This window comes from Pseudarthrobacter sp. CCNWLW217, assembly GCF_037203985.1.
GTDB lineage: Bacteria > Actinomycetota > Actinomycetes > Actinomycetales > Micrococcaceae > Arthrobacter.
Map to the genome: position 1 here is coordinate 322055 of NZ_JBBCBT010000002.1, position 23102 is coordinate 345156.

At 65.9% G+C, this 23102-nt stretch carries 21 protein-coding genes; 12 read left to right on the top strand and 9 right to left on the bottom strand.

Annotated elements, in window-relative coordinates; genetic code table 11:
- Positions 1-68 precede the first annotated feature (68 nt).
- Together rph and rdgB are read left to right on the top strand one after the other, a co-directional pair.
- Complete coding sequence (rph, locus tag V9L18_RS04055; RefSeq protein ID WP_337345877.1) at positions 69-836, top strand: ribonuclease PH; 768 nt, start codon at positions 69-71, stop codon at positions 834-836.
- Positions 837-919: 83 nt separating this feature from the next.
- Positions 920-1549, top strand: coding sequence for an RdgB/HAM1 family non-canonical purine NTP pyrophosphatase (rdgB, locus tag V9L18_RS04060; protein ID WP_337345878.1), 630 nt, complete (start codon positions 920-922; stop codon positions 1547-1549).
- 106 nt (positions 1550-1655) lie between these two features.
- On the opposite strand, the gene V9L18_RS04065 is transcribed toward rdgB, so the two are convergent.
- Positions 1656-2429, bottom strand: coding sequence for a DedA family protein (locus V9L18_RS04065; RefSeq protein ID WP_337345946.1), 774 nt, complete (start codon positions 2427-2429; stop codon positions 1656-1658).
- A 195-nt stretch (positions 2430-2624) separates the two neighbouring features.
- On the opposite strand from V9L18_RS04065, the gene V9L18_RS04070 reads away from it, so the two are divergent.
- Together V9L18_RS04070 and V9L18_RS04075 are read left to right on the top strand one after the other, a co-directional pair.
- Positions 2625-3659, top strand: a complete 1035-nt coding sequence (locus tag V9L18_RS04070; protein ID WP_337345879.1) for an exonuclease domain-containing protein — start codon at positions 2625-2627, stop codon at positions 3657-3659.
- A 67-nt stretch (positions 3660-3726) separates the two neighbouring features.
- Complete coding sequence (locus tag V9L18_RS04075) at positions 3727-4263, top strand: DUF4395 domain-containing protein (protein ID WP_337345880.1); 537 nt, start codon at positions 3727-3729, stop codon at positions 4261-4263.
- Here the strand turns inward: V9L18_RS04075 and V9L18_RS04080 are convergent.
- The gene (locus V9L18_RS04080) at positions 4250-5332 is read right to left on the bottom strand and encodes an ADP-ribosylglycohydrolase family protein (protein WP_337345881.1); all 1083 of its coding nucleotides are present in this window, start codon (positions 5330-5332) and stop codon (positions 4250-4252) included. The two genes, V9L18_RS04075 and V9L18_RS04080, sit on opposite strands and share 14 nt — an antisense overlap.
- Before the next feature lie 167 nt (positions 5333-5499).
- On the opposite strand from V9L18_RS04080, the gene V9L18_RS04085 reads away from it, so the two are divergent.
- The 4 genes from V9L18_RS04085 (at position 5500) to V9L18_RS04100 (ending at position 12243) form a co-directional block, all read left to right on the top strand.
- Positions 5500-6453 (top strand): aquaporin, encoded by a 954-nt coding sequence (locus tag V9L18_RS04085; protein WP_337345882.1) that lies wholly within the window; start codon positions 5500-5502, stop codon positions 6451-6453.
- Positions 6454-6545: 92 nt separating this feature from the next.
- The gene (locus V9L18_RS04090; RefSeq protein WP_337345883.1) at positions 6546-7733 is read left to right on the top strand and encodes an exonuclease SbcCD subunit D; all 1188 of its coding nucleotides are present in this window, start codon (positions 6546-6548) and stop codon (positions 7731-7733) included.
- Positions 7730-10762, top strand: coding sequence for an SMC family ATPase (locus V9L18_RS04095; RefSeq protein ID WP_337345884.1), 3033 nt, complete (start codon positions 7730-7732; stop codon positions 10760-10762). Before V9L18_RS04090 ends, V9L18_RS04095 begins: the two co-directional genes overlap by 4 nt.
- A gap of 110 nt (positions 10763-10872) precedes the next feature.
- Positions 10873-12243, top strand: coding sequence for an MFS transporter (locus V9L18_RS04100; protein WP_443197927.1), 1371 nt, complete (start codon positions 10873-10875; stop codon positions 12241-12243).
- 24 nt (positions 12244-12267) lie between these two features.
- Here the strand turns inward: V9L18_RS04100 and V9L18_RS04105 are convergent, their stop codons facing one another.
- Entirely contained in the window at positions 12268-12996 is a 729-nt protein-coding gene (locus V9L18_RS04105) for an IclR family transcriptional regulator (protein ID WP_337345885.1), read from the bottom strand.
- 163 nt (positions 12997-13159) lie between these two features.
- Here V9L18_RS04105 and V9L18_RS04110 point away from each other — a divergent pair, with 163 nt between their 5' ends.
- From V9L18_RS04110 to V9L18_RS04120, 3 genes are all read left to right on the top strand, one after another.
- On the top strand, positions 13160-13696 hold the full coding sequence (locus tag V9L18_RS04110; RefSeq protein ID WP_337345886.1) for a flavin reductase family protein: 537 nt from the start codon (positions 13160-13162) through the stop codon (positions 13694-13696).
- A 60-nt stretch (positions 13697-13756) separates the two neighbouring features.
- The gene (hpaB, locus tag V9L18_RS04115) at positions 13757-15211 is read left to right on the top strand and encodes a 4-hydroxyphenylacetate 3-monooxygenase, oxygenase component (protein WP_337345887.1); all 1455 of its coding nucleotides are present in this window, start codon (positions 13757-13759) and stop codon (positions 15209-15211) included.
- A gap of 151 nt (positions 15212-15362) precedes the next feature.
- Complete coding sequence (locus V9L18_RS04120; RefSeq protein ID WP_337345888.1) at positions 15363-16694, top strand: MFS transporter; 1332 nt, start codon at positions 15363-15365, stop codon at positions 16692-16694.
- Positions 16695-16783: 89 nt separating this feature from the next.
- Here V9L18_RS04120 and V9L18_RS04125 read toward each other — a convergent pair whose 3' ends face one another.
- From V9L18_RS04125 to V9L18_RS04150, 6 genes are all read right to left on the bottom strand, one after another.
- Entirely contained in the window at positions 16784-17431 is a 648-nt protein-coding gene (locus tag V9L18_RS04125; RefSeq protein ID WP_337345889.1) for a phosphoribosyltransferase, read from the bottom strand.
- Between the two features lie 150 nt (positions 17432-17581).
- On the bottom strand, positions 17582-18409 hold the full coding sequence (locus tag V9L18_RS04130) for an alpha/beta fold hydrolase (RefSeq protein WP_337345890.1): 828 nt from the start codon (positions 18407-18409) through the stop codon (positions 17582-17584).
- 4 nt (positions 18410-18413) lie between these two features.
- Complete coding sequence (locus tag V9L18_RS04135) at positions 18414-18743, bottom strand: biotin/lipoyl-containing protein (RefSeq protein ID WP_337345891.1); 330 nt, start codon at positions 18741-18743, stop codon at positions 18414-18416.
- A complete protein-coding gene (locus V9L18_RS04140) occupies positions 18736-19788 on the bottom strand; it encodes an alpha-ketoacid dehydrogenase subunit beta (protein WP_376044069.1) in 1053 nt (350 codons plus the stop codon). Before V9L18_RS04140 ends, V9L18_RS04135 begins: the two co-directional genes overlap by 8 nt.
- Positions 19781-20818 carry a thiamine pyrophosphate-dependent enzyme gene (locus V9L18_RS04145; RefSeq protein ID WP_337345892.1) on the bottom strand — a complete coding sequence of 346 codons (1038 nt, stop codon included), beginning with the start codon at positions 20816-20818 and terminating at the stop codon, positions 19781-19783. Before V9L18_RS04145 ends, V9L18_RS04140 begins: the two co-directional genes overlap by 8 nt.
- 190 nt (positions 20819-21008) lie before the next feature.
- The gene (locus V9L18_RS04150) at positions 21009-22388 is read right to left on the bottom strand and encodes an amino acid permease (protein ID WP_337345893.1); all 1380 of its coding nucleotides are present in this window, start codon (positions 22386-22388) and stop codon (positions 21009-21011) included.
- Positions 22389-22563: 175 nt separating this feature from the next.
- Between V9L18_RS04150 and V9L18_RS04155 the strand changes: the two genes are divergently transcribed.
- On the top strand, positions 22564-23046 hold the full coding sequence (locus V9L18_RS04155) for an Lrp/AsnC family transcriptional regulator (protein ID WP_337345894.1): 483 nt from the start codon (positions 22564-22566) through the stop codon (positions 23044-23046).
- The last annotated feature ends 56 nt before the right edge of the window (positions 23047-23102 follow it).

Here is a 23102-nt window from a genome sequence, read left to right on the forward strand (position 1 = left end):
GCCTGGGGTGGAGCGCGGAAGGGGTGCCCGTGGCCGGGCTGCCCGCGGCTAGTCGATAAGCTAAAGGTATGACTTCAGAAGCAACCGCAGTGCCCGTGGTACCCGTAGTGCGCGCCGATGGCCGTACGCCCGACCAGCTCCGCCCCATCAGCATCACGCGCGGGTGGTCCAAGCAGGCAGAGGGTTCGGCCCTGATCGAGTTCGGCAACACGCGGGTCCTGTGCACGGCTTCGTTGACGGCTGGCGTTCCGCGCTGGCTCAAGGGCGAGGGCAGGGGCTGGGTTACCGCCGAATACGCCATGCTGCCCCGCGCCACGAACACCCGTTCGGACCGCGAGTCGGTCAAAGGCAAGATCGGCGGGCGGACGCACGAGATCTCCCGGCTGATCGGCCGTTCGCTGCGCTCCATCATCGATACCAAAGCTTTGGGCGAGAACACGATTGTGCTGGACTGCGACGTCCTGCAGGCCGACGGCGGAACCCGGACCGCGGCCATCACGGGAGCCTACGTGGCCCTGGCCGACGCCATCCGCTTCGCCCGCGACAACAAGCTGATCGCCAAGAACGCCCAGCCCCTGATCGACACCATCGCCGCAGTCTCGGTGGGCATTATCGACGGCGTACCCATGCTTGACCTGCCCTACGTCGAGGATGTCCGGGCCGAGACTGACATGAATGTTGTGGTCACCGGGTCAGGGAAGTTCGTGGAAGTCCAGGGCACCGCGGAAGGGGCCCCTTTCGACCGTGACGAGCTGAACCAGCTGCTCGATCTTGCCCTCCTGGGCACAACCCAGTTGGCGGCGATCCAGCGCGAAACCCTCGCGGATGCCCTGTGAACCCGGCAGCACCAGGCGGCGGCCTTCCGGATAGCGCCGGATTGGACAGCGCTGGATTGGATAGCGCTGGATTGGACGGCACCGTGCCCCGGCTCGTCCTCGCCACCCACAACGCGGGCAAGCTCCGCGAGCTGCGTGAGCTCCTGCGCGGCAAGGTTCCAGGGCTCGACGTCGACACCCAGGTAGTGGATGCCGCGACGGCCGGTGCGCCGGACGTCGTCGAAACAGGCGTGACGTTTGCCGAGAATTCGCTGCTCAAGGCCCGTGCCGTGGCCGAGGCAACCGGCCTGGTGGCGATCGCCGACGATTCAGGGCTGGCTGTGGACGTCCTTGGCGGGGCCCCTGGCATCTTTTCTGCACGCTGGGCCGGCCGGCACGGTGATGACGCCGCCAACCTGCGGCTCTTGCTGGACCAGCTCTCCGACGTCCCGGACGGGCACAGGGGTGCGGCCTTCGTCTGCGCCGCGGCGCTCGCCGTGCCTGCGCCGGGCGGCACGGCCCACGAAACGGTGGAATACGGGCAGCTTGAGGGGATCCTGCTGCGCGAGCCCCGGGGTGTGGGCGGTTTTGGCTACGACCCCGTCCTGCAGCCGCTCGGCGAGGACCGCAGCTGCGCGGAACTGTCCCCGGAGGAGAAGAACGCGATCAGCCACCGGGGCAAGGCCTTCCGGGCCCTGCTGCCCGCCATCGTTGAGGCCCTCGCCCGGACGTAGCGCGGTCTCTGATGACACCGGATCGAAGAGACAAAGGAAGGGAGCCCTGCATAAGCAGGGCTCCCTTCCTTTGTGCAGGCGTTGTGCCTGCGGTGCTCTTCAGGACCTAGTCCAGGTTGGTCTTGCGCTCTTCAGCGGGGGCGTGCTCTTCGATGAATTCGTCCACCGCATCCGTTCCGAAGACGGCTGCCTGGCGCTTGGCCGAGATGCCGCGGAGTACTTCGATGCCGATCGGGATCACGGAGACCAGCACGATTGCGATGAAGATGATGTCCAGGTTGTCCCTGACCCACGGGACCCTGTCGCCCAGCAGGTAGCCCAGGAGGGTGACGCCGCTGCCCCAGAGAACAGCGCCGATCACGTTGAAGAGGAAGAATTTCTTCTTGTCCATCTGGGCCACGCCCACGATGACCGGAACGAAGGTCCGGATGATTGGAACGAAGCGCGCCAGGATGAGCGCCTTGCCGCCGTGCTTTTCGAAGAATGCGTGGGCGTTCTCCACGTTTTCACGCTTGAAAAGGCGGGAATTTGGTTTGTTGAAGATGGCAGGACCGGCCTTGGAACCGATCAGGTAGCCGGTCTGGTTGCCGATGATGGCTGAGACGGTGATCAGCAGTGCCAGCAGCCAGACATTGAACTTGATGGTGTCGGTGGCCACCAGCAGGCCGGCCGTGAACAGCATCGAATCGCCGGGCAGGAAGAAGCCCACCAGCAGGCCTGTCTCGGCGAAGACGATGCCGCAGACGAGCAGCACCACCCAAGGAGCCAGTGCAGGGTCGGCCAGGAAGACTTGGGGGTTCAGCCAGTCGGGCAGGAATGATGCCAGCTGCGGCTGGACCGGTCCTGCACCTCCCAGCATGGGCACGGCGAGGTCGCTGATCGCAAGAAAGTTCACCTACTCAGGGTACTTGACCTAGCCAGTGGCGGTGGCGCGGATGCCACCCGTCACTCAGTGGACCAAGTACGGGAATCCGCTGGTCATCCTCGCCGCCACCCGCCCTCGTGCAGGTGATATCCGCGACAGCGCCGCCGTGGTGCCGCCGGAAGGGCCATGCGCGGCGGTAAAGTGTGGGCCGTGGGTTTGGACTTTACGGCGATCGACTTCGAAACGGCCAACGGCTTCCGGGGTTCACCGTGCGCGGTGGGCTTGACGAAGGTCCGGGGTGGAAAGGTCGTAGCCGAGGCGTCCTGGCTTATGCGGCCCCCGGCGAACCACGACCACTTTGACTACCACAACGTCCGGATCCACGGCATCCGGGCCGAGGACGTTGCCGGGCTGCCCCGGTTTGGTGAGCTGTTTCCGGAAATCGGTGCCTTCATCGGCGACGACATCCTTGCGGCGCACAATGCGGCCTTCGACCTCGGCGTCATCAGGTCAGGCCTGGAGGTGTCGGGCCTTCCCGGGCCCGCCTACGACTACGTCTGCACCGTGATGCTGTCCCGCCGCTGTTACTCGCTGGTCTCCAACTCCCTGCCGTTCGCCGCCGAGGAGGCCGGCGTCCCGCTGGTCAACCACCACGACGCCGGGGAGGACGCGCGGGCATGCGCCGGCATCCTGATCGACATCGCGGCACGAAACGGGGCCAACAGCATCGCCGAGCTGTACCTGTCACTTGGCCTTGCCGTGCCCCACCAGCAGGCCTTCGATCCATCCCGGGACGCCCTGTCCAAGCAAAGCCTCGCTGCAATCGACGTTGCCGGCACCGGCGGCAGTGGCGCCGCCCGTCCACTGCCGTTCCGGTCGGGCTGGCCTGAGGAGGGTGCCAACCCGCTGCCCAATGCCGACGCCGAACCCGGCCATCCGCTGTTCGGCCAGACTGTCGTCTTCACCGGAGAGCTTTCCATGGCCAGGCCCGAAGCCAAGGTCCGCTCGGCAGAACTGGGCGCCCGGCCCGAAAGCAGGGTGACGGCACGGACCACCGTGCTCGTGGTGGGAGACGGGTTTGTGGCCTCGGACCTGCGCTCGGGGAGGCTGACCGGCAAAGCCCGGCGGGTCCTGGAACTGCACGAACGTGGCCAGATGATCGAAGTGCTCTCCGAAGGCGAGTTCCTCCAGATGGTGGGCGGCTACGCCACTGCCGGCGCTGCTGCGGGAGCCCACCCGGCCTGATGCCTGGCGCCATTCATCTGGCGCAACAAACCTTCCACGCCGCCCGGTGTACTCCTAGCCTTGCAGCATGATCAAATCCACGGGCGTTCAGACCACCCCTCCGACCACGCGGACGGGGATCGACTGGCGCGTGGTGTTTGCCTTCCCCAACCCGGTCAACGAATACGCTGCCCGGATCACGGCCGGGCTTGTAGTGCTGCTGGCCGGCATCACGCTGTTGACCGGTTCCGGGTGGGGACTGCTGTTGATCTCCGCCGGGTTTTGGCTTCGGGTGCTGTTCGGCCCCAGGATCTCCCCGCTGGCCCTGCTTTCGGTGAAAGTCCTGGCACCGCGGCTGGGGCGGCCTAAGCTCGTCCCGGGACCTCCCAAGCGCTTCGCCCAAGGTCTGGGCACCGTGGTCTCCACCACCGCCCTGATCCTTTTCGCCGTTGGGGCAGCCCCGGCAGCCTGGATCGTGCTGGCGGTGCTGATCCTGGCAGCCTCGCTGGAAGCCTTTGCAGGCTTTTGCCTGGGCTGTGTCATCTTCGGGCTGCTGCAGCGCCGTGGCCTCATTCCCGAGGACGTCTGCGAAGCCTGCAACAACATCTCCCTTAGGCGGTTGTGACGCCCACCAGCAGGTCCGCCATGCCGCGGATGACGTGCGGAGCCTCTAACCGCTCGAGCCAGGCAGCCGGGAGGCACGCCTCGCCGTAGTAGGCGCCGAGGATGTTGCCGGCGATGGAACCGGTGGAGTCGCTGTCCCCGCTATGGTTGACGGCCAGGCCGATGGCGGCACGGAAGTGGTCTTCCGGTGCGCTTGGGGCGGTTTCGTCAGGGGCGGTGGCCAGGACCGAGTAAAGCCCGACGGCGAACGCCTCCTCCGCGACCCAACCCTCGCCGAGCTGCTGCACCAGTTCCTCCGGCTCTGCAAGCCCGGTTTCGGCCAGGCGGACGGCAGCCTCCAGTCGCACCGGCAATTCCGGTGCGACGTCGGCGATGGCCCGCACATCAACCAGGACAGCCGCCGCAGCCGACTGCAGGCTTTCACCGGACACCAGACGGTGGATCAACAGGCTGAACGCTCCCGCACTCTGGCGCGCGGACGGGTGGCCGTGCGTCAGGGCCGCGGCGTCGGCACTGAGCTTGTAGACGGCGTCGGGCGTGATGTGGGGTATCAGCCCGAACGGTGCGGACCGCATGACCGTCCCGCAGCCCTTGGAGTCGGGGTTGACCGGACGGAAGGACGTGCCCATCTCGCCGGTGGCGAGTCCGCTGATGCAGGCCGAGCCTGGGGCGCGGCGGTGCCGGAGCACCTCCTGAGTGTCGATCCAGCGTGGCTGGGGAACCGGGGCGGAGGACGGTGCCGCCTCACCTTGGCTGGCCAGCCAGCGAAGGTATGCCAGCCACAGGCAGGCGTTGACGTCGGCGCCCACGCCGGAGTTGGCCCATTCGAGGGCTTCGACGAGGCCGTCCACGGTGTAAAGGGTCATTTGGGTGTCGTCCGAAAAGTGGCTGCCGCCGTCGACCGCTGAAAAATCCGTCAGTCCTTCCGGACCGAACCGGCGGCGGATGTCCGCGATGGAGTCGAACTCGACGGCGTAACCCAGCGAGTCGCCCAGCGCCCCGCCCAGCAGGCAACCATGGATGCGGGACTCCAACGAAGGCACGGCAAGGGCGCCCGGTTCATAGCTCATGCCAGTAAATTTACCGTGGCGAAGGCCGTCGCCTGCACCGGACGCTAAGCTCGGTTCCAGCCAACGCCCAGACTCCGGTGGCACAATGCAGGGGCTGCCTGGTGCATTACAGCCCACCGCAGTTCCCGGCCACTGTGCCTGACCCCTACGAAAAGGACCGTCCAAACATGACCACGCCTGTGCCCGTTCACCACGCCCACAACGCCGAGCCGTACGGCAGCGGCGCTGTCGCCGTCCGTTACGGGCTGGTGGCCAGACTGTCAGCCGAAGCATTCGGCAGCTTGTTTCTGGTGGTGGCGGGCCTCGGTGTGCCGCTCTTCACCATTCCGCAGTCCAGCCCGCTGCCTGCCGCTCTCGCCGCTGGCCTCGCTGTCACTGCCGTAATGCTGGCGTTCGGCTATGTGTCGGGCGGACACTTCAACCCCGCCGTGACCGTCGGCCATGCCGTGGCCGGGCGGATCCGCCTGGCAGACGCCGCTGCGTACATCGGGGCGCAGCTGGCAGGTGCCCTGCTCGGCGCCCTGGCGCTCTTCGCGATCCTGCGCACGCTTCCCAGCATCCAGGACAGCCGGACGGCGTTCGACACCGTCACGGCGGGTTTTGGTGAGCATTCCATTATCCAGGCGCCCATGGCCGCTGTCCTGCTGCTGGAAGTGCTGGGCGCCGCCATCCTGGTTGCCGTGTTCCTGGGCACCACCGCCCGGAATGGCCTGAACAAAGCCGCTGCACCCGTCGCAGTGGGCCTCGCCTTCGCAGTGCTGCTGCAGCTGGGCCAGTCCGTGGGCAACGCGCCCTTCAACCCTGCCCGCGCCACGGCATCTGCCGTTTTTAGCTCGTCCTGGTCGCTGGAGCAGCTCTGGGTCTTCTGGGTGGCGCCGCTGGTGGGCGCAGCCATCGCAGGGTTGGTTTTCCGCGGCTTCGCGGTTTCGACTCCTGCCGCCGGCGGAACGTCCGTTGCTGTTTCCGCGGACGCGGCGGACGCGGACCTGGAAGAATCCGATGAGCTCGAAGAAGCGGAAAACCTGGACGGGCCGGAAGGCTCGGTTGCGTCCGAGCCCGCGGTGGTCCCGGCGACCAAAAGCAACGAGGCCCAGGAGTTCTTTGACGGAAAACGCGGTTAGGACTCCCGGCCAAGGGTCCCCGCATGCACTGCGCAGGGGCCCTTGCAGCGGGGTTGGCTCAAACTGTCAGTGGCAGCCGATAGCGTAGGAATATGCGGTTATTGCACACATCGGACTGGCATCTGGGCCGGTCGTTCCACGGCGTCGGGATGCTCGATGCCCAGCGGTCCTTCATCGACCAGTTGGTCAAGGCTGTTTCGGAAAACGCTGTTGACGTTGTCCTGATCGCCGGCGACGTATACGATCGCGCCCTGCCGGGAGTGGATGTGGTGGGCCTGCTGGACGATGCCCTGGTAAGGCTCACCGGAGCCGGCGCCCAAGTGGTCCTGACCAGCGGCAACCACGACTCCGCCATCAGGCTGGGGTTTGCCTCCCGGCTTTTGGAACGGGGCGGGGTGCATCTTCGCACTCGGCTGGCCGAACTGGGCCAGCCCCTGCTGCTGCCGCTGGATGCAACGCCCGTGAAAGACGGCGCAGCCGGCGCCACGCTGGCCATCTACGGCATTCCGTGGTTGGAACCGCGGCTGGTGGCCGAGCCGCTGGGCGTGGAGACGGCCAGCCACTTCGAGGTCACCCGGGCAGCTACGGACCTCATCCGCGCGGATCTCCGGCGCCGCGCCGGGCAGGGCACTGTCTATTCCGTCGTGCTGGCACACACCTTCGCAAGCGGCGGCATCAGCTCGGACAGCGAACGGGACCTCAGCATCGGCGGAGTCGGGGCCGTCCCCCTGGACCTGTTCGACGGCTTCAGCTACACGGCCCTGGGCCATCTTCATGGCCGTCAGACGCTCTCTGCCCAGGTCAGGTACTCCGGATCCCCGTTGGCCTATTCCTTCTCGGAAGCCAGGCACCAAAAAGGGGGCTGGCTTATCGACGTCGGCCCGGCCGGAGTCGCCAGCGTGACCGAAGTGGCCTGGGAGGCCCCCCGGAAACTGGCGGTACTCCGCGGCGGGATCGCGGAACTGCTGGAATCCAGTGACCACACCTGGGCAGAAGATGCCTACTGCCAGATCACCCTGACGGACGCCCAGCGGCCCGCCCAGGCCATGGAACGCCTGCGGTCGCGTTTCCCGGACACGCTGGTGCTGGGATTTGACCCGCAGGGCGCGGCCATGAAGCCCGCGTCGACCTACAGCAGCAGGCTGGCCGAGGCAGAGGACGACCTCTCCGTCTGCTGCGGATTCCTGGACCATGTCCGTGGCCGTGAACCCGACGACGCCGAGCGGAGTGCCCTGGCAGCTGCCTTGGACAACGTGCGGCTCCAGGAGGCGTCGCTGTGAGGATCCATCGGCTCAGGATCTCCGCTTTCGGACCGTTTGCCGGCACCGAGGAAATCGATTTCGACAGGCTGAGCGCCCATGGGCTGTTCCTCTTGAACGGACCCACCGGCGCAGGCAAGACCAGCGTCCTGGATGCCATCTGCTTCGCGCTCTACGGCTCTGTACCCGGCGCGCGGCAGGACGGCAAACGCCTTCGCAGCGACCACGCGGACCCGGCCACCGAACCGGCCGTCAGCTGCGAGTTCTCAGCCCAGGGGCGGCACTTCGAAGTCACCCGCTCGCCGTCCTGGGACAAGCCCAGCACCCGGGGGAAGAATGGGTTCACTACCCAGCAGGCCAAAACCCTGCTCCGCGAACGGGTGAACGGGGAATGGACGGAAAAATCCGGTCGCAACGATGAAGCGGGCGCCGAAATCACCGGCCTTTTGGGGATGGACCGGGAACAGTTCACGCGCGTGGTCATGCTGCCACAGGGAGACTTCGCCGCATTCCTCCGCTCAAAGGCGGCGGACCGTCTGGACCTCCTGCAGAAACTTTTTGGCACACAGCGTTTCGAGGCAGTGGAACAGGAGCTCTCCCTCCTTGCCCAGGAAGCGCGCAACGATGTTTCCCGTCTCAACGGACAACTTGAGCTGCTCGCGGCCAGGGCAGAAGCCGAGGTATCCGCTGTTGGCATTGATGAATCCGACGCGCCGCCGGCAGCAGACCCGGCGGCCCGGATTGAGTGGCTGCAGGCAGCCCTCGCCGTCCGCGCCGCTGGCCTGGCCGGCGAGGCCGAGGCAGCCGCTTCGCTGAGCAGGGAGCACCGGCAGGCCCTGGACACCGCGGTGGCCCGGACCGGGCGCCGCAGCCGGCTGGAGTCCGCAACAGCGCGGAAGGCCGCCGCGGAGGAAGCAGCTCCGCTGCTGGCGGCGCACGCCGCCCGGCTTTCCCGGCACCGCCAGGCGGAAGTCCTGACCGGTCAGCTGCAGGCAGTGGAGAAGGCGGAGGCCCAACTCCGCAGTGCCTCTGCCGCACGTGAGGCGGCCCTCACCCTGCTGCGAATGGCAGTGGAGGAGGATCCGGAGCTTGGGAGGCTTGATCCGGACGCCCCTGATGCTGAAAGGGAACTGGACAGGCTGCGCTCCCTGCTGGCCGTTGTGGAAGCACGGCTGCCGGACGAAGAGCGGCTTCGTGCCCTCACGGCCAGGCGGACAGCGCTCGGCCGCACAAAGGAAGAACTGCAGGCCGCCGGGATTGAACTTGATGGCCGGCTCAAAACCCTGCGGGCGGAGTATGCGGACGTGTCCGCGGGCCTGGAGCCACTCGCCGAGCTGGCAGCAGCCGCCGTCATGCACACCAAGGAAGCCGCCGCGGCCGACGAACTGCTGGACGTCGTCCGCCGCCATCATTCGGCGGTTGCGGCGCGACTGTTGGCGTCAGAGCACTACGAGGCATGCCGTGAGGATCAGCTGCAGAAAAAGCGCCGCTGGCTTGACCTTCGCGAAGAGCGCCTGGCCAATGCGGCAGCTGAACTGGCGGCCCAGCTGGCCGACGCCCTTCCGTGCCCCGTGTGCGGCAGCCCGGATCACCCATCCCCGGCAAAGGCCGCCCAGTCAGCCCTCCAGCTGGGCCAGGCCGAAGAAGAGGCCAGGGAGGTGTTCGAGGCGGCCGAGGCCCGGCTCTCAACGCTGGGCACGGAGCTGGCAGGAGCCAAGCAGTTGGTGGCCGTCCTTGCTGGCCAGGGTGGCGACACACCCGAAGCAGAAGCCCGGAAAGCGGCCGACGACGCCCGGCAGGCCGCTGAACGCTCAGATCAGGCGGCTGCCAAACTGGAAGGGATGCGGCTGCGGCTCACGGAAATCGAAACGCGCATCGCAGAAGCAGAGACCGCCAGGGCCGCTGCCGGCGAGGAGCTTGCGCAGGTGCAGTCCACACTGGCTGAGGTCCTGGAACAGGCAACTGCCCTCCACGAGTCACTGTCTGGCCTCCGCTCCGGCCACCGCGACCTCACGCACCGGCTGCGCGCCCTGCAGGAAGCATCCCGAACGCTTGAAAAGACGGTGCAGGCGCAGGCCCAGCTGGACCAGGCCGAGGTTCGGGCCGCCGACGCCAGGCAACAGTTGGAGTTGGCCCTGCCCGAGGCAGGCTTCAACACAGCCGGGGATGCCCGGGCGGAACTGCTTGACAGCGCCGAGGCTGCCTCCCTGCAGGCAGAGATCCGCGCCGGCCACGATGAACAGGCCAGGGTTGCGGAGCTCTTTGCCTCCGAAGAAGTGATGCTGGCCCTTGAGGAACAGGAGTTGGAGCTGTTCCCGGACGAGGCACAGCTCGGGGAGTTGCAGGCAGCTGCTGCACAGGCTGAGGAGAAGGCACGCGCGGCCGGCCTTTCGGCGGCAGTGGCGAAGCGCTGCGTGGAATCCCTGAATGGCATCATGGCGGAATACCAGGACCTCGCCGGCTCCGGAAACGCTCCGCGGGAGCGCGCACGGATGCTGACAGCCTTGGCGGACGCCGCCGGCGGACGCGGTGAGAACACCTACCGCATGAGCCTGAACAGCTACGTCCTCGCGGCGAGGCTGGAACAGGTGGCCCTGGCAGCATCTGAGCGACTGGTTGCCATGAGCGACGGCCGTTACCTGCTCCAGCACACCGATGCCAAAGCGGCACGCGGGGCCAAATCGGGGCTGGGACTGGAGGTGGTGGACCAGTGGACCGGGCACCGCCGTGACACGTCGACGCTCTCCGGCGGTGAATCATTTATGGCATCCCTGTCGTTGGCCCTTGGCCTGGCCGATGTGGTCCAGCATGAGTCCGGCGGAATCCAGATCGAAACCTTGTTCGTGGACGAGGGCTTCGGCAGCCTGGACGAGCAATCGCTGGAACAGGTCATGGACGCCCTCGAAGGGCTGCGGGACGGCGGTCGGGTGGTGGGGCTCGTGAGCCATGTGGGCGAAATGAAGCAACGCATCGGAGTGCAGCTCCAGGTGGTCAAAGGCCGCAACGGGTCCGCACTGCACATCTCAGATACGGTTTCGCCGCTTTCCTGACACCGGATCGCCGAAACCCCAGGTGCCGGGCAACCGCTATAATCGGACAGTTACCGGGTTGCGCGCATCGGGAGGAGGGACGATGCGCATGACTGAACGAGCCCGGAACCTTGAATCCTTCAACCCTCCCATCAACTCCCTCCCTGCAGCACGGTTCCAAGACCGGCAGCCCTCCAACTGACGCTCCCCAGCCGACAGCCAAGGGGCGCTTCGCGCAGCTTCCGCAGTTGGCCGGACGTACCTTTATTCCCCTGGGACTCTTTGCCCGGCTGCCCTTGGCCATGCTCACAGTAGGGACCCTGACCCTGGTGACTTCGATCACCGGCTCGTACGCTGTGGGCGGCACTGCGGCAGGTGCGGTCGGAATCGGCTCCGCCCTCGGCGCGCCGGTACTCGGGGCGATGGCAGACCGCCGGGGTCAGCGTCCTGTCCTGCTGATCGCAGCCGCCCTCAACGCCCTCGCCGTACTCGCGCTGATTGCCGCAGCCTACGCCACGGTCCTGGACGGGGCCTTCCCCGCGGCCCTGCTCGCGGCCGCGTTTGCCGCTGGGGCCAGCTGCCCGCAGGTCGGCCCGCTGGCACGGGTCCGCTGGATGGCGTTGACGTCCCAAAACTCCCGAAACAGCCCGGCTGACAGCAAGGCGTCGAACAGGCAGGATCTGGACACAGCCCTGTCCTATGAGAGCACCGCGGACGAACTCACGTTTGTGCTGGGTCCTGCCTTGGTGGGAATCCTGGCCAGCTTGGTCGCGCCCTGGCTTCCCCTTGCCCTTGCTGCTGCCCTGACCATCACCTTGGTCCCTGCGTTTGCCATCCACCGGACCCACCGGGCTGTTCCTGTCCACCGCACGGTACCCCGGGGACCCTTAAGCCCCGGCAATGAGGGCACGAATGCAGCTGCGCCGAAAGCCACCCCACGCACCATCCCGTGGGCGGTGGCCCTCCCTGTTCTGGCCATGGTCTGCATGGGCACCTTCTTCGGGTCCACGCAGACAGCCCTGAGTTCGTTTGCAGCGGGCTTTGCCACCTCCGAAATCGCCGGATTGCTGTATGCCGTGATGGGCGTGAGCTCCGCCGTCGCCGCATTGTCCGTAGCCTACTGGCCGCAGCGCCTCACCCTCTCGGCACGGTGGCTGCTCGGCGCCGTCCTGATGGCGGCCCTGGCGTTCCTGCTCTTTGTTCCGTCGTCGGCTGCGGGTATGGTGCTGGTGCTGCTGGTTCTGGGAATCCCGGTTGGCCCGGTGATGGTGACGGTCTTCGCCATCGGCGGCCTCATCTCTCCCGCAGGACGGCTGGGAACGGTCATGACGGCGCTGGCCAGCGGCATTGTGGCAGGCACAGCCGTCGGATCCGCGGTTGCGGGCCAGCTGGCACAGGCCCATGGCTATTCAGTGGCGTTCCTCGTACCCGTCGCAGCGTCGGTTGCCCTTATCCTGCTTGGTGCTGCGTCCGCCGTCGTGCTTCGACGGAAGCGGCCCTAAGCCGCCGCGCCGCAGCAGCGCCCATCAGGCCAGCTGGCGTTCAATCCTGGCAGCGCTTTCGGCCAAGGCAACACCCATAGTGGCGGGGTCATGCGAGGACCGGATATAGACGACGGCGAGGGCGGCCGGCCGCCCCCCGGGCACCCGGACCGGGGCAGCCAGGGATGACACTCCCGCAATGACCTCGTCATGGCTGGCTGAGTACCCTGCGCGGCGGGCATCAGCAGCCTCGGGCCGGTAGGGTATCCCCGGCGCCAGCTGGGCCCACTCGGCCTCTGTCAGTGCTGACTGGATGGCGATGCCCGGTGCCCCCGCGCTGATGGGATGCCGGGTGCCAGGGTGCTGGGCGACTGTCGCCCCTGAATGGCGCGGTTCCACGGTCACCAGGGTGATGCAGTCGAGGTGGTCCCAGACGGCCACGAAAGCCGTCATGTCCAGGGTGTTGGCCAAGTGGGTGAGTTCGGGGAGGGCGGCAGTCTGGAGATTTCGTGAGACGCCCCGAGCCAGGACGGCCAGGCCGGGGCCGGGCTGCACGCGGCCGGCGTCGTCGCGCACCAGCAGCGAGTGGTCCTCCAGCGTCCGCAGGATCCGGTACGCGACGGACCGGTGGACGCCCATGGCGTCGGCAAGCTCGGCGATGGTCATCGGGCTCTGGGCGGCGGCCAGGATCTCGAGTGCCCGGATGCCGCGGGAAAGTGTCTGCGACGGCGACGCCTGCGCTGCTCCGGCGGGGGCGGCGGCTGTGGGATTCATGGTGTCCATCCTAGGCGGCTCCGGGCGGGGGGATCGGCCCACTCTTGTGCTGACGCCTTCATCCGAGTAGCGTCCTATATACGAATTAGTAGTTCAAATATAGAACTCGCGTGTGAAAGCGTCCACCATGTGGCGCTCGCGGGTCCTGCGTTGAGGATCAGTGATGATTTCCGATCCACGGAACACGGCCGATCCGTCAGCCGCCGGCCGGACCTCGGCCCCGCGGTCGCATCACTTCCGCGGCAGTCTGGGCAGATATGCCACGGGGGTCGCCATTGTGACCTTCGACGGCGCAACCAGGCGCCACGGCATCACGGTTAACTCCTTCACGTCCGTGTCCATGGAGCCGCCCTTGGTGCTCGTCAGCATCGCCCGGAGCGCCAGGGCCCACGACGAATTGTCCGGCCGGGCGTTCACGGTCAATATCCTTGGTGCCGAGCAACGCCAACTGGCCTTGCACTTCGCCGGGCGGCCGGGGCCGGAGCCGTTGTGGGTTGAGGGCGGGTCGGCGCCGCGGCTATCAGGTGTCCTGGCCTGGTTCGAGTGCAGGCCCTGGGCCGCCTACCCCGGGGGAGACCACACGCTCTACGTGGGCGAGGTGGCCGATTTCAACTACCGCAGCGGTGACGCGCTGGCCTTTGCCAACAGCAGCTTCACCACCATTCCGGAGAGCCAGTTGGGAATGGAGAACCTCCTCTGACCCCTTGCTCCCGCCACGGGACCACCACTTGGCAGTTCAACGACGAACGGAGAAAACACGATGGGCATCCGCACCGGCCAGCAATATTTGGACAAGCTCAATTCCATGACGCCGCAAGTAATGATCGACGGCGAGATGGTCACCGGGAACATCGCAGAGCATCCGTCTTTCGCCAACGTGGCCCGCACGTACGCGCGGCTCTTTGACATGCAGCACGAGCCGCAGCACGCCGCTGCGCTGACCTATGCCTCGCCCACCTCCGGTGACACGGTCAGCGCTTCCTTCCTGATCCCGCGGACAAGGGAGGACCTGGCCCACCGGCGGGCTGCCACCAGGACGTGGGCGGAGTACTCCAACGGGTTCCTGGGCCGCACCGGCGACTACATGAACAGTGCCCTGACGGCGCTCGCGGCCTCCGAAAAGTGGTTCGCGCAGGTGGATCCGATGTTCGGCGAAAACATCCGCAACTACTACGAGCACTGCCGTGAAAACGACCTGCTCGCCACCCACACCCTGATCCCTCCGCAGGCCAATCGCTCCGTCTCAGGCTCTGAGCAGCTCGGCGGCCAGCTTTCCGCCCGCGTCGTTGAAGAGCGCAAGGACGGCATCGTGGTTCGGGGTGCCCGGATGCTGGCCACGATCGCCCCGATCGCCGACGAACTGCTGGTGTTCCCTTCGACGATCCTTCGCGGAACCCCCGAGGATGCCCCGTACTCCTACGCCTTCGCGGTCCCGAACGACGCCGAAGGCGTCCGGTACCTGTGCCGCACCTCGCTGTTCCACGGTGGAAGCAGGCACGACGAACCGCTGGCCAGCCGCTTCGAGGAGACGGACGCCGTCGTGGTCTTTCACGACGTCTTTGTCCCTAACGAGCGGATTTTCATGCTCGGGCATCCGGAACTCTGCAACGTTTTCTATTCCGAAACCGGAGCCGCCGCGCTCATGACGCACCAGGTGGTCACGCGCACGATTGCCAAGAGTGAGTTCTATCTTGGCCTCGCCTCCGAAATCGCGGATTCGATCGGCATCGACGGCTTCCAGCACATCCAGGAGGATCTCGCCGAGCTGATCCAGACCGTTGAGATCGGCAAGGCGCTGATGACGGCAGCGGAGGCTGAAGCGGCGTTGAACGACGACGGCGTGATGCTGCCCAAGTGGTCTACGTTGAATGCCGCCCGGAACTGGTATCCCAAAGTGGCCCAGCGCTTTCCCCAAATCATCCGGAAGTTTTCGGCGTCCGGCCTGATGGCCCTTCCCGGCGAAGCCGACGTCGCCGGGGAAGCGCGGCCAGACATAGACCTCTACTTGCAGGCCAAGACTCTTACCGGCCCGGAGCGCGTGAGGTTGTTCAAGCTGGCGTTTGACGCGAGCGTCTCGTCGTTCTCGGGCCGGCAGGCGCTTTATGAGTACTTCTTCTTTGGGGACCCCGTGCGGATGGCCGGCGCCCTGGTCAGTTCCTACGACCGCGGGCCGGTCCGGGCGAGGGTGAGGGAGTTCCTGACGAGGGAAGACTGATGCATCCGATCCCGCCATCTGTCGAAATATCTGCGAGGGGCGTGTTTTCCCTCACATATTCGTAGTACGCTACTAACTAACTGACCGTTCTGTCGGTAATCATGAAGGCGTTTCACCTGGCAGCACCCCTGCCTTAAACAATGGAGTTTCAATGACCACACCTTCTTTGGTGGATTCACTTGCCGGCCCCAGCACCCGGAGGGAAGAACGCAAGGTCCTGGCCGGGACCCTCGTAGGCACCACCATCGAGTGGTACGACTTCTTCATCTTTGCCCAGTTGACGGGAACCCTGCTCTCACCGCTGTTCCTGGCGCCGCTGAACGATTCCAACCCTGGCCTGGCGCAGATCCTGTCGTTTGCCCTGATCGGCATCAGCTTCCTGTTCAGGCCCCTGGGCGCTGTCGTCGCCGGCCACCTCGGTGACCGCCTCGGCCGCAAGGCGATGCTGGTGTTCACCCTCGTCATGATGGGTGCCGCGACGGCACTGATCGGCATGCTGCCCACGTACGCCCAGATCGGCGTCTGGGCACCCATCCTGCTGATCACCCTGCGCATCATCCAGGGCTTCTCCGCCGGCGGCGAATGGGGCGGTGCCGCGCTGATGGCGGTCGAACACGCACCGCTGAACAAGCGCGGCCTGTTCGGCGCCTATCCGCAGATTGGTGTTCCGGTGGGCATGATCCTGGCCACCGGTCTGCTGTTCTTCCTCAACAGCAGCATGTCCAAGGAGGACTTCGCCGCCTGGGGCTGGCGGGTGCCGTTCCTGCTGTCCATCGTCCTGATCGTGGTCGGATACCTGATCCGCCGGGCCGTGGCCGAGAGCCCGGTCTTCAAGGAGATGGCTGCCCGTAAGGAAGCGAGCAAGGCACCCCTCGGCGAACTCATTCGGAAGCACAAGAAGGCTGTCCTGTACTCCACCATGATCTTCATCGGCAACAACGCCGCCGGCTACCTGCTGATTGCCTTCTTCATCTCCTACGCCACAAGGATTCTAAAGATGCCCACACCGCAGGTCCTCCTGGCCACCACCCTGGCATCCTTCGGATGGCTGATCTTCACGCTGGTCGGCGGCTGGCTGTCTGACCGGATCGGCCGGGTCAAGACCTTCCTGATTGGTTATGGCATCGTCTTTGCGTGGATGATCCCGATGTTCGCGCTGATCGACACGAAGGACATCATGCTCTACGGCGTGGCATTGTTTGTCCTGACCATCGGGCTCGGACTGTCCTACGGTCCGATGTCCGCCATGTATGCCGAAATGTTCCCGGCCAACGTGCGCTACTCGGGCATCTCCATTGGCTACGCTTTCGGTGCCATCCTCGGCGGAGCGTTCGCTGCCACCATCGCCGAGTCGCTGCTCCTGAGCACCAAATGGACCGGCTCGATCGGTATCTACATCATGATCCTGTGCGTGATCTCGGCCGTCGGCGTCCTGCTGGCCAAGGAGACCAAGGGCCGCCCCCTGGGAATCAGCCACCACTAGGGAGACTGCGCCGCGTCAGCGGATCTTTCGATGGCAGGCACGGACCGAAGGGTTCCGTGCCTGCCATCCCTGTCGTGAAGGCCGGCGGGCTATTGTTCCAGCTGGCTGATGGCGTCCTCGTCCGTCAGTTGCTCGAAATGGCGGTAAAAACTTCCCACGGCCCGGAACTTGCCCGGCAGGTGCAGGCACAGTACGGCATCGCAGACGGACGACACCGCAGCCTCCGCCTCCACTGAACCGACCGGGGCTGCGGCCACCACGTGGGCTGCGCCGCCGGAACGGACCGCTTCGACCGCCGCCCTCATCGTGGCTCCAGTCGCGAGGCCGTCGTCGACCAGCAGGACCGTTTTTCCCTTGAGGTCATGCTTGATGGCCGGGTAGGTTTCAACCCGTCGGAGAAGCTCAGCGCGTTCCCTCTGCTCCACCTCGTCCAGCCACTCCTGCCGGACGCCATGTTCCAGGACGCGTGACATGAGGGGCCTGTTGAGCAGGCGCACAACGCGCCCGTCTGACCACGCCAGGGCTCCGTACGCGGTCTCGTCATGGCCCGGGATTCCGAGCTTCCGGACCAGCACGGCACCGAGCGGCAGGTACAGGGCCTTCGCCGCGGCCGCCGCAACCGGGATTCCGCCGCGGGCGAGCCCCAGGACAATCGCGTCGGGACGTTCCCGGAACTGCGTCAGCACCGCAGCCAGACGCTCACCGGCATCCGTGCGGTCTTCAAAACGCGTGCTCATTGTTCCCTCTCCCGGCTGACTCCGCCCCGCTTCCAGCCTACCGTCTGCGGTGGCAGCACCGGGAAGTACCGGCCCGTTCCAACCCGGCAGGCCACAAGCATTCAGCTGCCTTCGGACGTGGGCGGACGGGAGTTATGAAACCCCTGCGGGTCAAACCGCCAGGAAGTCTATGGCGCCCTGCTTGAAGGCCCTGCTGGTAATGGCGTTGGTGTGGTTTCTGCCCGGAAGCAGCAGTTGCTCGGACATGGAACCTGCCGTCCTGGCCAGCTCGGCCAGCTGCGGCATGGTTGCAGCCCGCTCATCCTTGTCGCCGGCAACCAGGAGCACGGGCATGTGCGGGACGGCCTCGGCAGGATCGTAGGGCTCGTCCTTGATCGCTTCAACCAAGGAAAGCAGGGCAAAAATGTTGTTGCTGGGCAGCAGCATGGCCATCTTCAGCAACCCCGCGGTGGACTCGTCCGCGATGGGAGTCCCGTCTGCAAGGTATCGCTGGGCTGCCACGAGGTCGAAAGCGGCCAGCGGGTCCGCGACATTCGGACCGCCCAAGACCAGCCGGTGGACGATCTCGGGCTGGGTGGCGCCGAATTCCCAGGCGAGCCTGGAGCCCAGCGAGTAGCCCACAACGTCCATCCCGCTGGCAGGGTCGCCGTCATGCAATGGCCGGACGCCGGCGTCGAACGCGATCTGGAGCAGGTCAGCACGGATGCGGCTGGGGGAGTAGGAATCCCGGTCCTCCGGGGCGCCGCTGCGGCCGTGTCCCGGCAGGTCCACGGTGATGACACGCCGGCCCGCCTCCAGCAGGGCCGGCACCCATCCGGTGTCCTCCCAGTTGAGCTTGCTCGAGGAGGAAAATCCGTGGAGCAGCAGGATGGGCCGGAGTCCGGCGTCCTGCGCGGGATCGTGCACCCGCACGTACAGCTGGGGATCGGTGCCCTCAACGGTGTGGGAATGCATCTCGCCTGTGTGCCTGCCGCTCATGGTGTCAGTCCTCATCAAGTACGGCGCTCAGGCGGACCCGGCGCTTCGGTGCCTCGTCCTTCGGGACCGTGCCAACAATTCCGGCGGTGTTATCCGGCACCTCGAACACGATCAGGGGGTCGCCGACATTGATCCTGTCACCTGCCCCACCGAAGGTACGCACCACTTTACCTGCCTGCGGACTGGGCAGTTCAACAGCGGATTTGCTGGTTTCGACTTCCACCAGCGGCTGGTTCCGCTCCACGTGGTCACCGGGGGAAACCAGCCATTCGAGCACAGTTGCTTCAATGAGGCCCTCGCCCAGGTCGGGGAGCGGGAACGAGATTTCAGCCACGGCGGTACTCCAATACGCGTTGGATCCCGTTGAGGATCCGGTCAACATTGGGGATGTATTCGTCTTCGAGGTCGCCGGAAGGGTACGGCACGTCGAAACCGGTTACCCGTTCCACGGGCGCCTTGAGCGTGTCAAAGCAGCCCTGCGTGATCAGTTGCGCCACCTCCGCGCCGAGGCCGGAAGTCAGCGGTGCTTCATGAACGACGACGGCGCGCCGCGTCTTCGCTACGGATGCCACCAAAGCCGGCGCGTCGATGGGCTTGAGCCAGCGCAAATCCAGGACTTCGATGTCCACGCCGTCCTCAGCCGCCAGTTCCGCCACCTGCAGGCAGCGTGCCACCATCGCACCCCAGGCGACCAGAGTGAGGTGCCTGCCTGGCCTCATGACCTTCGCAGCGTCGGGAGAGCCGCCGTCGGCCTCGGCATTGGCGATATCAACCTCGCCCTTTTGCCAATAGCGGGACTTCGGTTCCATAAAAATCACCGGGTCCGGCCGCGTGGCTGCGTACTTGAGCAGGTGGTAGGCCTCGTGCGGGTTCGACGGAGACACCACCTTCAGGCCGGGAACGTGGGCGAACAGCGCCTCGAGGGATTCGCCGTGATGTTCGGGGGCGCGGATCCCGCCGAAGCTGGGAACGCGCAGGGTGATGGGCATCGGCAAGGTGCCGCGGCTGCGGTAATTCAGCCGTGCGATCTGACAGACGATCTGGTTGACCGCCGGGTAGGCGAAGCCGTCGAACTGCACCTCGGGGATGGGATGGAAACCAGCCATGGCCAGGCCCACGGACATGCCCAGGATGCCTGATTCCGCCAGCGGCGTGTCAAAGACCCGCTGCTCGCCGTGCTTGGCCTGGAGACCGTCCGTGATCCGGAAGACTCCGCCGAGCCGGCCACAGTCTTCGCCAAAGACGACTGCCCTGGGGTTGTCCGCGAGGATCTCGTGAAGGGCCCGGTTCAGGGACTGTTGCATGGACAACTGCACAACTTCGTGTCCTGGATTTCCCTGACCCATGGAGGCCTCGCTTTCAAGGATGGAGTTAGACATGCTCCGACTCCTCCCGCCAGTTGGCAGCCTGGGCCTGCAGGGCAGGCGTGGTTTCCTGGAACACCAGATCGAACATTTCGCTGCCAGGGCGTGCTTCCAGCGCCTGAAGGCCCGAGCGGACCAGCTCTTCTTCCGCTTTGGCCCTGGCGAGGGCTGTGGCGAAAAATGCCTCGCCGGCGATCCCCCTGGTGAGCAGGACCTGACGGAACCGTTCCAGCGGGTCCTGGCCGGCGTCGTCGTGCTCTTCCTGAAGTGAGCGATAGCGGCCGGGGTCATCGGACGTGGAGTGCGGGCCGCGGCGGTATGTCATGGCCTCGATGAGGACAGGGCCGTTACCGGCACGGCAGTTCGCCAGCGCCTTCCGCGTCGCGTCCACTACTGCCACGACGTCGTTCCCGTCGACCTGGCTGGCGGGGATGCCATAACCATCCGCCCGGGCGGCCACGGAGCCGCCCGCCACCTGCCGTTCGGTAGGGACTGAAATGGCCCAGCCGTTGTTCTGGACGAAGAACACCACCGGCGCCTTCAAGACCGCCGCGAAGTTCATGGCCTCGTGGACGTCGCCCTGGGATGAGGCGCCGTCCCCGAAATAGCTCAGGGCCACGCCGTCCTTGTGATCCAGGGTCTGGCCGTGGGCCCAGCCGACGGCGTGAAGCACGGAGCCGGCCACCACTGCCTGGATCGGGGCAAGCCGGGATTCGAGCGGGTTGTATAGGCCGCCGTGCCAGGTGGCCTTGTGCGTGGCCATGTAGGAGACTATATCCACCCCCATGGCACGGGCAACGCCCATCTCGCGGTACGTGGGAAACACGAAGTCGCGGGACAGGTCCACGGCGTACCCGCTTCCCACCTGGGCTGCTTCCTGGCCCAGTTCGGGGGCGTAGCCGGGGATAATGCCTTGCCGCTGCCACGCGACGGCGGATGTGTCCAAGTGCCTGACGGTGACCATGAGGGAGTACAGCTCGCGGAGTTCGTCCGGGGTCAACGGCGCAGCGGGTTCACCGGGAGGCGGTGGAGGAAGAGTGCCCATGCCTGTGACCCTAGTCACCGTCGAAAGCCTAAACAATCAGCTCACATTCCACTGACCAAACTGCCAAAAGCTGCCGCCCTGTTGACCATGTTGCCTAGCAACTTGCTCATGTTGCGGTGCTCCCGTCTGCCCGCCCAACTGGGTAGCAGCAAGTGTCGTTATGAGCGTCCATAACGACATTTAGTGCTACCTACTTGGGCTGCCGTTCGCGGCTGGAGAGCCGGGCGCCGATCCAGCAGGCCGCGGCGAGGCAGGCCACCAGGGCGAAAGTGCTGAGCAGCTGTGCACGGCTGCTTTCCGCACTGAAGCCGACGGCGAAGATCAGGCCCAGGAGAACCAGTCCGAGGATGGTCAATCCCGGATAGCCTTTCATTCGCAAGGGCAGGGCAATCCCGTCACGGTCTGCTCTGCGGCGCAGGATGAGCTGCGACACAAGGGCTGTGCCCCATACCACCAGGCAGGTGGACCCCACCAGCTGGAAGAGGGCCGGGAGGATCCGTTCCGGGAACAGGAGCTCCAGCACCGTTGCGGCAAAACCGAAGGCCACGGAGACGCCAACAGCGAGTGCGGGCACGCTCGCCCTGCTCAGCCGGGACAGGAAGCGTGGCGCCTCGGCGCGTTCGGACAGCGAGTAGACCATCCGGGAGGCGCCGTAGAGGTTGGCATTCAGGGCGGAGAGAAGCGCGACGACGGCCACCAGCGTGATTGCCGTGCCGGCACCCGGGATCCGGGCGGCATCGAGAACGCCCGCGAAGGGCGACGCGAGGCCCTCTGAGGTGGCAGGCAACACTGCTGCAATAACAAAAACCGAGCCGATGTAGAAGACCAGAATCCGCCACACCACCGTCCGGATGGCCTTGCCCACGCTGTGTTCGGGGTCCTCGGTCTCGGCTGCGGCAACGGAAACGATCTCCGTGCCACCGAAGGCGAAGATCACCACAAACAGGGCGGTGGCCACTCCGCCGAGGCCCGCCGGAGCGAAGTCTGTTGTGATGTTGGCCAGCCCCGGCGATGTGACGTCGGGAAGGAGGCCCAGCAGCAGGCTGGCGCCAACCACCAGGAAGAGCACGATCGCGGCGACTTTAAGGATGGCGAACCAGAACTCGAACTCGCCGAAGTTCTTGACTCCGGCGAGGTTGATGGTGGTGAACACAATCATGAAGATCAATGCAAGGGCCCACACGGGAATGATCGGCCAGACCGAGAAGAGGAGCCCTGCCGCCCCCAGGGCCTCGGCGGCAATCACGACGACGAGCTGCAGCCACCACAGCCATCCCACGGTAGCGCCCGCTGTCTTCCCCAGTGCGCGTTCGGCGTACACCGAGAACGCGCCGCTTGTGGGGTTGGCGGCAGCCATTTCCCCCAGCGCCCACATGACGAGGATGATGAGCGTCCCGGCCACCAGGTATGAAACAAGGACGGCAGGCCCGGCAGCCTGGACTCCTGCGCCGGAGCCCAGGAAGAGGCCGGCGCCAATCGCGCTTCCCAGCCCCATCATGGTGAGCTGGCGGGGTTTCATGGTGTGGCCGAGGTGGGTTTCCGGCCGCACGTGCGTGGACTTCATTGTCATGCCTTTTGAACCTTCTTGGGGTGTAGGTGGTGGTCCTCGTGGGACCACTCGAATTTACCGCCTCGCCCGCCGGCCAGCGTGCGGCCGTCGTGCCATCATGGACTCAGTTTGATTAGTCATCACGGCAAGAGGCTCACAGGTTGCCTTTTTCCGCTGGCCCCAGAAGGAAAATTGTATGAACGTGGATGCCTTAGACGCCAAAATTGTCCGATTCTTCACTGACTCGCCGCGGGCCTCGGTGCTCGAGGCCTCCAGGGTGCTGGGCGTGGCCCGCGCGACGATCCAATCGAGGCTGGACAGGATGACGGAGGCAGGGGTGATCAGTTCCTGGGTGCCGCAGCCCGATCCCGCCAGCTTTGGCTTCCCGGTGGTGGCCTTCTGCTCCCTGACCATCAATCAGGACCTCGGCCATGACGCGGTAGCGGAAGCGCTCGCTGCGATCCCCGAGCTCATTGAGATCCACACGGTTTCGGGGAGCTCGGACCTGATGGCAAGGATCGCCGCGCGCTCCAACCCGGATCTTCAGCGAGTGCTCGATGCCATGATTGCCACGAAGACGATCCTCCGCGCCTCCTCGGTAATAGTCCTCAACACGCACTTCCAAGGGCGGACGCTCAACTTGCTGGAAGCGGCGGCTTCGACCGCCCCGGCCCGATAAAACGACCAGGCGGGCTACGGACCCCGCGTGGGTCCAAGTTGCGAAACATTTTGATA